The organism is Mesorhizobium sp. M4A.F.Ca.ET.022.05.2.1 (assembly GCF_003998845.1).
Lineage (GTDB): Bacteria > Pseudomonadota > Alphaproteobacteria > Rhizobiales > Rhizobiaceae > Mesorhizobium.
Window position 1 is genome coordinate 1 of sequence record NZ_RZOJ01000249.1, and the last position, 9,108, is coordinate 9,108.

Annotated in this window: 12 protein-coding genes; 7 read left to right on the top strand and 5 right to left on the bottom strand. The window is 64.7% G+C overall.

Going from position 1 to position 9,108, the window contains the following annotated elements; translation table 11 throughout:
• The first annotated feature begins 94 nt into the window (after positions 1-94).
• Together EN745_RS23185 and EN745_RS23190 are read left to right on the top strand one after the other, a co-directional pair.
• On the top strand, positions 95-853 hold the full coding sequence (locus EN745_RS23185) for a glycosyltransferase (protein ID WP_127422356.1): 759 nt from the start codon (positions 95-97) through the stop codon (positions 851-853).
• Positions 854-957: 104 nt separating this feature from the next.
• On the top strand, positions 958-1,221 hold the full coding sequence (locus EN745_RS23190) for a DUF6460 domain-containing protein (protein ID WP_127407766.1): 264 nt from the start codon (positions 958-960) through the stop codon (positions 1,219-1,221).
• A 3-nt stretch (positions 1,222-1,224) separates the two neighbouring features.
• On the opposite strand, the gene EN745_RS23195 is transcribed toward EN745_RS23190, so the two are convergent.
• Positions 1,225-2,127: a histone deacetylase gene (locus EN745_RS23195; RefSeq protein ID WP_127422357.1), complete on the bottom strand. Its 903-nt coding sequence runs from the start codon at positions 2,125-2,127 to the stop codon at positions 1,225-1,227.
• A gap of 103 nt (positions 2,128-2,230) precedes the next feature.
• On the opposite strand from EN745_RS23195, the gene EN745_RS23200 reads away from it, so the two are divergent.
• Positions 2,231-3,568, top strand: a complete 1,338-nt coding sequence (locus tag EN745_RS23200; RefSeq protein ID WP_189363135.1) for an MATE family efflux transporter — start codon at positions 2,231-2,233, stop codon at positions 3,566-3,568.
• A 68-nt stretch (positions 3,569-3,636) separates the two neighbouring features.
• Here the strand turns inward: EN745_RS23200 and EN745_RS23205 are convergent, their stop codons facing one another.
• A complete protein-coding gene (locus EN745_RS23205) occupies positions 3,637-4,119 on the bottom strand; it encodes a MarR family transcriptional regulator (protein WP_189363133.1) in 483 nt (160 codons plus the stop codon).
• Between the two features lie 107 nt (positions 4,120-4,226).
• Here EN745_RS23205 and EN745_RS23210 point away from each other — a divergent pair, with 107 nt between their 5' ends.
• Complete coding sequence (locus tag EN745_RS23210; protein WP_126056576.1) at positions 4,227-4,625, top strand: VOC family protein; 399 nt, start codon at positions 4,227-4,229, stop codon at positions 4,623-4,625.
• A gap of 63 nt (positions 4,626-4,688) precedes the next feature.
• Here EN745_RS23210 and EN745_RS23215 read toward each other — a convergent pair whose 3' ends face one another.
• Both EN745_RS23215 and EN745_RS23220 read right to left on the bottom strand, forming a co-directional pair.
• The gene (locus EN745_RS23215) at positions 4,689-5,765 is read right to left on the bottom strand and encodes a quinone-dependent dihydroorotate dehydrogenase (RefSeq protein ID WP_126056575.1); all 1,077 of its coding nucleotides are present in this window, start codon (positions 5,763-5,765) and stop codon (positions 4,689-4,691) included.
• Positions 5,762-6,112: a DUF952 domain-containing protein gene (locus tag EN745_RS23220; protein WP_126056574.1), complete on the bottom strand. Its 351-nt coding sequence runs from the start codon at positions 6,110-6,112 to the stop codon at positions 5,762-5,764. The genes EN745_RS23215 and EN745_RS23220 overlap by 4 nt, the downstream gene beginning before the upstream one ends.
• Before the next feature lie 168 nt (positions 6,113-6,280).
• Here EN745_RS23220 and EN745_RS23225 point away from each other — a divergent pair, with 168 nt between their 5' ends.
• A complete protein-coding gene (locus tag EN745_RS23225) occupies positions 6,281-6,718 on the top strand; it encodes a hypothetical protein (protein ID WP_126056573.1) in 438 nt (145 codons plus the stop codon).
• Between the two features lie 100 nt (positions 6,719-6,818).
• Positions 6,819-7,478 (top strand): response regulator transcription factor, encoded by a 660-nt coding sequence (locus tag EN745_RS23230; protein WP_126056572.1) that lies wholly within the window; start codon positions 6,819-6,821, stop codon positions 7,476-7,478.
• Positions 7,479-7,523: 45 nt separating this feature from the next.
• Here the strand turns inward: EN745_RS23230 and EN745_RS23235 are convergent, their stop codons facing one another.
• Complete coding sequence (locus tag EN745_RS23235; RefSeq protein ID WP_126056571.1) at positions 7,524-8,180, bottom strand: O-methyltransferase; 657 nt, start codon at positions 8,178-8,180, stop codon at positions 7,524-7,526.
• 93 nt (positions 8,181-8,273) lie between these two features.
• On the opposite strand from EN745_RS23235, the gene EN745_RS23240 reads away from it, so the two are divergent.
• Positions 8,274-8,906 (top strand): TetR family transcriptional regulator, encoded by a 633-nt coding sequence (locus tag EN745_RS23240; RefSeq protein WP_126059246.1) that lies wholly within the window; start codon positions 8,274-8,276, stop codon positions 8,904-8,906.
• The last annotated feature ends 202 nt before the right edge of the window (positions 8,907-9,108 follow it).

Genomic DNA, 9,108 nt, shown 5'->3' on the forward strand with positions numbered 1-9,108 from the left:
GACCGGCATCTGCCCTATTTGCAAAGCTGGCCGCATCAATGGCGCGACTGGGAGAAACTGACCGCGTTCACCTCGCGCTGACGGTCGAGAGCTCATGCCGCTATTCAGCATTCTCATAACGGACGATCAGAGCGCTGACCTTCCCGAACGGGTCAGCGAGAACATCCGCTCGTTCAAGGCCGCGCATCCGGGCGAGCAGCATGTCCTGTTCGGGGAAGCCGAATTGAGCGAGTTCATCGCGGCGCATTTCGACGCCGAGGTGTTATCGGCTTTCCGCACCTTGCGCCCCTACACCTACAAGGCAGACCTCGCCAAATACTGCCTGCTCTACGAACGGGGCGGCGTCTACGCCGACCTTTCCTATGAATTCCTGCGCGGCGTTCCGCGCGAAAAGGGCCGCCTGTCGGTGTTTCGTGACTTGCTGAGCTCGACGCCATGGGACACCAGCCTCGGCGTGGTCGCCGCCCCCATGCGCCACAGGGCCATGGCCAAGGCCATCGAGTTGGTCTGCGCCAACGTCAAACGCGAATATTACGGGCCGACAGCCTTGTGCCCGACCGGACCGACGCTGTTCGGCAAGGCCATCGCCATGACCTGCGATCCGGAAGACCTAATCGTCGGAGAGGCGGTCAGGTTGACGCTGCCGACAGGCGAGGGCGAACCTGCGCAGAAACCGAGCCATTGCCTTCAGCACGCCAAGGAACTGGTGGCGATCAAGCGCAAGCGGGGAGGCGGCCCAGTGTCGGAACTCGGCATCGGCGGCGGCAACCGCTACAATAGGCTCTGGCGCTACCGGGAAGTCTATCGCGAACGGCCGCCATGGGCCCGCATCTTGCGTTGGCGGTTTTGGTGAGCGTGGCCTTTGCCGACATCCAGCTGGCTTGATGCCGGGCGGGCAAGTGCGTATTTCTGGGATCGAACCCCCGAATCGGGGCAGCCGAAACGTGGAGACGGAACTTGTCCGCACTGACGCGCTTTCTCGGTGACTCACCGCTCCGGGTGCTGATCAAGCTGCTTGTGGTCTCGTTCCTCGTCGGCCTCGTGATGCACGCCTTCGGCTGGTCGCCGATGGACGTCTACCACGGCATCCGCCAGTTCTTCCTCGACCTGTGGAATCTCGGCTTCCATGCCATCGACCGTTTCATCGGCTACATCCTCTTGGGCGCGGCGATCGTCGTGCCGGTCTTCATCCTGCTGAGGATCGCCAGCTACAGGAAGTGACCCTCAGACGAAGCCTGACGCCACCTCGAACAGGATGGCGTGACGCGCGGCAAGTGTTGCCACGTCCGTCGAATAGCCGCCGCCGATGACGCCGCAGACCGGCATGCCGAGCCGGCGAAAATGGCGGAGAACCATCGCATCGCGGGCGCGCAGGCCGTCATCGCTGAGTGACAGCCGGCCCAGCCTGTCCCCGGCGTGGACGTCGACGCCGGCATTGTAGAAGACGATGTCCCAGCGCGTTCTGGCCGACAGTTCCGGCAGGATGCCGCCGAGCCTCTCGAGATAGGCCGCGTCGCCGATGCCGTCAGGCAGCGCAACGTCTAGGTCGGAGGCGATCTTGCGCACCGGATAGTTGCGCTCGCCATGCATGGAAAAGGTGAACGCGCGTGGTTCGTCCTTCAGGATATCCGCCGTGCCGTCGCCCTGATGCACGTCGAGGTCGACGATCAGGATGCTGCCCACGGCACCCTCGGCAAGCAGCACCAGCGAGGCGACGGCGACGTCGTTGAAGGTGCAGAAGCCGGCGCCCTGCGCGCGCCGCGCATGGTGGCTGCCGCCGGCGGCGTTGCAGGCGATGCCGTGCCTCAGCGCCAGCCGCGCCGCCAGCACCGTGCCGCCGGCGGCAAGCTGTGCCCTGAGCGAAACCCGCGGACCGACCGGAAAGCCGATCTCGCGTTCGATCCTTTCCGGCACCTGGCAGGCCAGGACCTGGTCGACATAGTCGGCCGCGTGCGCCAGCTTCAGCCACGATGCCGGCGCCGGCTCGGGCATGGCGAGCGTGTCGCGGCTCGCCAGTCCGCGCGCCTCCAGCGCCCGCATCAGCAGCGGATACTTGCTCATCGGGAAGCGGTGGTTGACGGCGAAACCGGCGTCATAGCCGGGGTGGTGGACGATCTGCAGCGGCATGCCAGCTCCGGGATTCGGTTGGCCGACGCCGGATCGTGATTGCGCGGCACCGGCAAACTGGGGCACATCGGTCGTCCGATCAAGCCGTCCCGAGGACCAGGCCCTGGATCAGCTATCGACATCGGCCGCCGGCCGGTCTTTCGCCGTAACCAACCGCTCGGTGCTTGCCATCGCCGTGCCGATGACGCTCGCCTATCTGACGACGCCGCTGCTCGGCATCGTCGATACGGCGGTGGTCGGCCAGTTCGGCGACGCCGCCCTGCTCGGCGGCCTGGCGGCGGGCGCGCTTGCCTTCGACGTCGTCTTCACCACCTTCAATTTCCTGCGCTCCGGCACCACCGGCCTCGTCGCCCAGGCGTTCGGGCGCGGCGACGCACTGGAAGAGCAGGCGGTGCTCTGGCGCGCCGTGCTGATCGCCGTCGTCGCCGGCATCGTGCTCGCCGCCCTTGCGCCGGTGATCGCCATTGGCGGGCAAAAGTTCATGGGCGCCGAACCGCGCGTCAGCGAAGCGATGGCTGTTTATGTCCATATCAGGCTGCTCGCCGCGCCCTTCTCACTGATCAACTACGCCATCCTCGGCTACGTGCTCGGGCGCGGCGAGGGCGGGCTTGGCCTGATGCTGCAGGCGGTGCTGAACGGCATCAACATCGCGCTTTGCTTCCTGCTCGGCCTGAAGCTCGGCTGGGGCGTCGCCGGCGTTGCCTGGGCGACCGTCACCGGCGAGTTCCTTGCCATGCTGCTCGGCCTCGCCATCGTCCTGCGTCGTTTCCGGAGGTTGGAGCGCCCCTCGCGCCAGCGCATCCTCGACCTGCCGGCCTACCGGCGCATGCTGTCGCTCAACCGCGACATCATGATCCGCTCCTTCTCGCTGCTCGCCGCCTTCGCGCTGTTCACCCGCCAGGGCGCGCAGTTCGGCACGGTGACGCTGGCTGCCAACGCGGTGCTGATGAACTTCTTCCTCATCGCCGGCTACTTCCTCGACGGCTTCGCCACCGCCGCCGAGCAGCTCGCCGGCCGCGCCATCGGCGCGGGCGCCGAAACGCCCTTCCGGCAAGCAGTGCGGCTGACCCTGTTTTGGGGTTTCGGCCTGTCGGGCGTCGCCACCCTCGTGCTGCTGCTGGCCGGTGTCGATCTGGTCGGCCTGATCACGACATCGCCCGAGGTCCGCGAGGTTGCCGACACCTATCTGCCCTGGGCGGCGTTCACCGCCCTCAGCGGCGTGCTGGCGTTCCAGATGGACGGCGTCTTCATCGGCGCCACCTGGTCGCGCGACATGCGCAACATGATGCTGTTGTCGTTCCTCGCCTTCAGCGCCGCGCTGCTGACTTTGGCGCCGGCCTTCGGCAACAGCGGGCTCTGGGCGTCGCTGCACGTCTTCCTGCTAGTGCGAGGCGTGAGCCTGCTTATGGTTCTGCGGGTGCGGGCGCGGACTGCGTTTTAGGTGGTGCCTCCGCTCGGGATCAGGATCCGTTGACGCCGGGAGAGGTGGCTGCTGGCGACGACAACGACCTAGAGGCCGGTGAGCAATTTCTTGAGCAGGGCGTTGAGAGTCTCCTGCTCCGACGGCGTCAGCACGGAGATCAATTGCTCTTCTAGCGCCACCATTGGACCGATCAAATCGTCTATCGCCCGCTTGCCACCAGTCGTTAGCGCAATTTGCTTGCCGCGCCGGTCCTTGGGATCGGGGCGTCGTTCAACCAGCCCGGCGCGCTCCAGTCGATCCAGGCGGTTGGTCATGCCGGCCGACGAGATCATTGCCGATTCGTAAAGCTGCGTTGGCGAAAGCATATAGGGTTCGCCGGAGCGCCTGAGCGGCGTCAGCACATCAAACTCACCTACATTCAGGCCTGCTCCCGAAAGCAGCGGGTTCATGTGATCGCGGATCACGCGCGCGGCGGCATCGAGCAGACGACCTACCGTTTCAATAGGCAACACTGGAAGGTCGGGGCGCTCGCGAGCCCATTGCTTAGCCGCGGCCTCGGCACGATCCATTCGAATATTCTCTCAACAAAATGTATCTTGACATCGAGATACATTGCATCTACTAACATTGCATCAAGACAATAGCGCAGGGCGCGGCGATAGAGAAGGAGAAAGCGATGTCCAGAATGATTTTCGTGAACCTGCCTGTGCGCGACCTGGCGGCGTCGACGGCGTTCTACGTGGCTCTAGGTGGCACCGTAAACCCGCAGTTTTCGGGCGAGAAATCTACCTCGCTCATGTTCTCGGACGCGATCGGGGTGATGCTGCTGAGCCATGACCACTACCGCGAATTCACCAAGCGCCCTATCGGCGACGCGCGGCGTGACAGTCAGGCAATGATCGCCCTCACGGTCGACGACCGCGCCGCCGTCGATGCAACGCTGACCAGCGCGGTTGCGGCGGGCGGTCGCGCCGATCCCAACCCGGCACAGGATCTTGGCTTCATGTATAACCGCCACATTGAAGACCCAGATGGCTATGTTTGGGAGATCGTATGGATGAATCCGGCAGCCTGAACGCGGAAGGGCTACGCGATGAGAGATGACATAAAGGTGTGGGCGCACGGGCGCCATGGCCTTCTAATGAGCCTTGACGGCCCAATGATCCAGGCGGCTGTCGCGCAACTCGCGCAGCGAAGTCAGTCCTTCGCGCTCCACAAACCGCGCCATGCCGGCAACGATTCGCCCCGGCAGCGCCGGCCCGGCATAGATCATGCCGGTATAGAGCTGCACCAGATCGGCGCCGGCGCGGATCTTTTCCAGCGCTGTCTCCGTGGAATTGACGCCCCCGACGCCGATGATCGCCATCTCGGGACCGACGAGCTTGCGCATGCGTGCAAGGACAGCGGTCGAGCGTTCGAACAGCGGCTTGCCTGAAAGGCCGCCGGCCTCGCCGGCGAGGCTTGCGCTCCGTAGTCCCGTCCGCGCGAGAGTTGTGTTGGAGACGATGACGCCGTCGACCCTTTTCTCGGCGACCTCGGCGGCGATGTCTTCCAGTTCGGCCTCGACCAGGTCCGGCGCGATCTTGAGGAAGACCGGCGGCTGCGCCGAAGCCGACGCCCGCGCAGCCATGACGCGCGACAGCAGCTCGCCGAGTTGCTCGCGCGCCTGCATGTTGCGCAGGCCCGGCGTGTTCGGCGAGGAGATGTTGACCGTGAGATATGTGGCATGGGGCGCGAAGCGGGCGACCCCGCGCTCATAGTCACCGATGCGGTCGGCGCTGTCCTTGTTAGCGCCGATGTTGACGCCGACGATGCCAAGGCGACCCTTTCGGGCTGCAAGGCGCTTCTCGGCCGCCTCGTGGCCCTCATTGTTGAAGCCCAGCCGGTTGATCACCGCTTCGTCGGCCGTCAGCCGGAAGATGCGCGGCTTCGGATTGCCCGTCTGCGCCAGCGGCGTGACGGTGCCGACCTCGGCGAAGCCGAAGCCGAGGCCGAGCAGTGCGTCCGGCACCTCGGCATTCTTGTCGTAGCCCGCCGCCATGCCGAGCGGGTTCGGGAAATCGAGGCCTGCGACGCGCAGCTTCAGCCGATCGTCGCGCGGCGCGCGCGGGGCGACCGGCAAGCCGCATCGGAGCGCGGCGATGGACAGGCCATGTGCCGTTTCCGGATCGAGCGTGAACAGCAGTTTCTGGCCGATACGGTCGAGCATGCTCATTCCGTCTCCAGGTCGGGAAACTCATGCCGGCCGTCGGCGCCGAGCGGCAGGGGACGGATCCAAAGGACTGCTGAGAGATCGAGCGGCGCGTAGAGATGCGGGAACAGCGCGCCGCCGCGTGAGACCTCGTACTTCAGGGCACCACCGAGGCGGTCGCCATCGATGGCGATCAGCAGCAGGCCGGTCTGGCCGGCAAAATGCCTGGCCGCCGTCTCCCGCAGCTGATCGGCGGTCGAGAAATGGATGAAGCCATCGGCGACGTCGATCGGCGCGCCGGTGAAGCGGCCGCTTCGCTCTGCCTCGCGCCAGAGCGCTTCTGGCGCGATCTTGTAGATAAACTGAGACATGGCTGCGCTATAGTCCGAACGAACCGCGCGGGAAAGGGTGCAGGCAAGGTCTGGAAAAGTGTTGCACGGCTTTTTCGGCGGTAGCCTGCGTCGAGTCAAGGAACGACTCTTCCCCACTTCCGGCGCAAAGCTGTGATAGGTTGCATAGACTGGCTCATGGAGGACAACATGCGTCCGCAGTACATACTGATCCCAGCGGCACTTTTCTCGCTGGTCGCCGTGTCGGCCTTTTCCGAGGAAACCGATCGCTACCGGCTGGAAAAGTCGGCCAACGGTTATGTCCGCATGGACACCCAGACCGGCGCCATGTCGATCTGCGAAGAGCGCTCCGGCCAGCTCGTCTGCAAGATGGCGGCCGACGAACGCGCCGCCTTCCAGGACGAGGTCGACAAGTTGCAGACCTCGGTCAAGGCGTTGGACGAGCGTGTCGCCAAGCTTGAGAACTCGCTTTCCGCCCGGTTGGAATCACAGCTGCCGAGCGAAGAGGATTTCAACAAGACGTTGGGCTACATGGAGCAGTTCTTCCGGACGTTCAAGGACATCGTCAAGGATATGGACAAGGAGAATGGCGACGACGGCGCCAGGCTCAACCAGCAAAAGACCTGAGCGCCCGGCCTTTGCCGCTTGAAAACGGCCGATATCGCCGCATAATCGATCCGATCCCGTAAAAAGCACAACAGCAATGCCGGGATTCGGGGAGGACTGTTTGCCGTCGGGTTACACTTTCGTCATCGCCGACGATCATCCGCTTTTTCGCGGTGCGCTGAAGGAGGCGCTTGCCGGCATCGGCGACGTCGCCGCCATCCACGAGGCCGGCGATTTCGAAAGCGCAAAGGCGCTGGTCGTGGCCAATGAGGATATCGATCTGGTGCTGCTCGACCTGTCGATGCCGGGCGCCAGCGGCCTGTCCGGCCTGATCTCGCTGCGTGGCGTTCATCCGGCCGTGCCGCTGATCGTGGTCTCGGCGCATGATGACCCGGTGACGATCCGCCGCGCGCTCGACCTCGGCGCCTCCGGGTTCATCTCCAAATCGGCCAGCATGGAGGAAATCCGCCGTGCCGTGCAGGCGGTGCTGGCCGGCGATATCGCCGCGCCCGTCGGTATCGATCTCGGCGTCGAGCGCGATCCCGAGATCTCCGACCTGATCAAGCGCCTGCAGGCGTTGACGCCGCAGCAGACGCGTGTGCTCGGCATGCTGGCCGAAGGCCTGCTCAACAAGCAGATCGCCTATGAGCTTGGCGTCTCCGAGGCGACGATCAAGGCGCATGTCTCGGCCATCCTGCAGAAGCTCGGCGTCGACAGCCGCACCCAGGCGGTGATCCAGCTCTCCCGGATTGGCGGCGACCCGCTGCAACCTGCGAGCTGATTGGCGGCCGTCGAAGCAGCATCAGCTGCTTGTACCGAGGCTTGTTCATCTGAGCCGCACGGACAGCTCGACATCGTCGCCGAAGGGGGTGGAGATGTAGCCCGATGCCGGCGAGCGCACGCGCTCCAGATATTCGGGAGAGAGGTCGGCATTGTCGGCGATGACCAGCGCGCCCGGTTTCAACCGGCTCTCGACCAGGCTCAAGATTTCCGGATAGAGCGCCTTGGCGCCATCCAGCAATAGAAGGTCTATCGCGTCGGGCAGGTCGGCCCTCAGCGTCTGCAACGCATCGCCCTCGCGGATTTCCACCAGGTCGATGAGGCCGCCCTCCGTCAGATTTGCCTTGGCGCGGACCACCTTGGACGGCTCGAACTCGGTGGTGATCAGGCGGCCGCCGCCATTGTCCCTGAGCGCCGCGGCAAGATAGAGCGTCGAGATGCCGAACGAGGTGCCGAACTCGATGATGACGCGCGCGCCGCTGCTGCGTGCCAGCATATAAAGCAGCGTGCCGGTTTCCGGCGAAACAGCGAGCCACAAATCCCTCAGCCGCCCGTAGAGATCGATATACTCGGTCTTGCTGCGCAGCAGGCGTTCCCGCTCGTCGTGCGAGATGCCGGCCATTGCCGGGCTGGTTGCGGTCTCGGCTTCCTTGAACAGGCGGGCGAGCAGGGGTGCAAGCGGGGCGTTTGTGAGCGTGATCATCGAAGTCTCCAATCGAAAATGGCTGTGTTCTTGTGTTGTGCTGAAAATACGAATAATCCTTCAGGTTTCCAATTCGCATTACCCGGCCGCGCCATGACCGAACGCTTAAGCCTTTCTATTTCCTCGCGAAAGCAGCCCAAGCAGGCTCGCGCGACGGAACTTGTTTCGGCGATCCTGGAGGCTGCTGTTCAGGTTCTGGCGAGTGAGGGCGCCCAGCGCTTCACCACCACGCGCGTGGCAGAAAGGGCCGGCGTGAGCGTCGGCTCGCTTTACCAATATTTCCCCAACAAGGCAGCGCTGCTGTTCAGGCTGCAGAGCGATGAATGGCGGCAGACGGGCGGTTTGCTGCGCACCATATTGGAGGACGACAAGCGGCCGCCGCTGGAGCGGATGCGCACGCTGGTCCATGCCTTTATCCGCTCGGAGTGCGAGGAAGCTGCCGTGCGCGTGGCACTCAATGACGCCGCCCCACTCTACCGCGACGCGCCCGAGGCGCACGAGGCAAGGGCCTCGGGTGAGCGCACCGTCCAGGCCTTCCTCCGCGAAGTTCTGCCCGGGACCCCGCAAGCAACCCAGGACCTGGCCGGCGATCTGATCACGATGACGTTGAGCGCGGCGGGAAAGGATTTTTCGGCAAGCCCGCGCACCGACGCGGAGATCGAAGCCTACGCCGATGCCATGGCCGACATGTTCTGCGCCTACATCGCAAGCCTTGGACACCGCTGAGACAGGGCTGGGCCTGTGTTGTAAGCAGGCGCGGCTATTCCGCCGCCGAAGCCAGCGGCCTAATCCGCGCTATCATCGAGCGCAGCACGGCCGGCTTCAGCGGCTTGTTGATCACCGGCACGTCGAGCCGGCCTGCCGATGCGCGCACTTCGCTCGATCGGTCGGCCGTGACCAGCACGGCCGGCAAATCCTGGCCGTGAAG

Bases quoted from the DNA above. Each gene is read 5' to 3' on its own strand.
- EN745_RS23210 (WP_126056576.1), top strand. From the start codon at position 4,227: ATGTCCAGAATGATTTTCGTGAACCTGCCTGTGCGCGACCTGGCGGCG.
- EN745_RS23215 (WP_126056575.1), bottom strand. From the start codon at position 5,765: ATGAGCATGCTCGACCGTATCGGCCAGAAACTGCTGTTCACGCTCGAT.
- EN745_RS23225 (WP_126056573.1), top strand. From the start codon at position 6,281: ATGCGTCCGCAGTACATACTGATCCCAGCGGCACTTTTCTCGCTGGTC.
- EN745_RS23205 (WP_189363133.1), bottom strand. From the start codon at position 4,119: ATGGATCGTGCCGAGGCCGCGGCTAAGCAATGGGCTCGCGAGCGCCCC.
- EN745_RS23195 (WP_127422357.1), bottom strand. From the start codon at position 2,127: ATGCCGCTGCAGATCGTCCACCACCCCGGCTATGACGCCGGTTTCGCC.
- EN745_RS23185 (WP_127422356.1), top strand. From the start codon at position 95: ATGCCGCTATTCAGCATTCTCATAACGGACGATCAGAGCGCTGACCTT.
- EN745_RS23220 (WP_126056574.1), bottom strand. From the start codon at position 6,112: ATGTCTCAGTTTATCTACAAGATCGCGCCAGAAGCGCTCTGGCGCGAG.
- EN745_RS23235 (WP_126056571.1), bottom strand. From the start codon at position 8,180: ATGATCACGCTCACAAACGCCCCGCTTGCACCCCTGCTCGCCCGCCTG.
- EN745_RS23240 (WP_126059246.1), top strand. From the start codon at position 8,274: ATGACCGAACGCTTAAGCCTTTCTATTTCCTCGCGAAAGCAGCCCAAG.